Genomic DNA, 233 nt, shown 5'->3' with positions numbered 1-233 from the left:
TGTCTTCATCACCGAGGCGACCTTCGGCCTGCCGGTCTTCCATCACCCGGATCCGAAGGACGAGATCGAAAAGCTCTTCACCTCGCTCGAGCACTTTCCCGAACGCACCCTCCTCGTCGGAGCCTATGCGCTCGGCAAGGCGCAGCGTGTCATAAGGCTGATCCGCGATTGCGGTTATTCGGAACCGATCTTCATCCACGGCGCGCTGGCGAAACTCTGCGATTATTACGTCG

General features: G+C 59.2%; 1 pseudogene. It reads left to right on the top strand.

Annotated features, from left to right (window positions below):
* Positions 1–233 (top strand): annotated as a pseudogene (locus KVS69_RS20710) (DNA ligase-associated DEXH box helicase); the annotation flags it as partial.

Source organism: Stenotrophomonas sp. GbtcB23, from assembly GCF_019091045.1.
GTDB classification, from domain to species: Bacteria; Pseudomonadota; Gammaproteobacteria; order Xanthomonadales; family Xanthomonadaceae; genus Stenotrophomonas; species Stenotrophomonas rhizophila_A.
The sequence above is the reverse complement of the archived record's forward strand: the minus strand, read 5'-3'. Positions and strand labels throughout refer to the sequence as shown.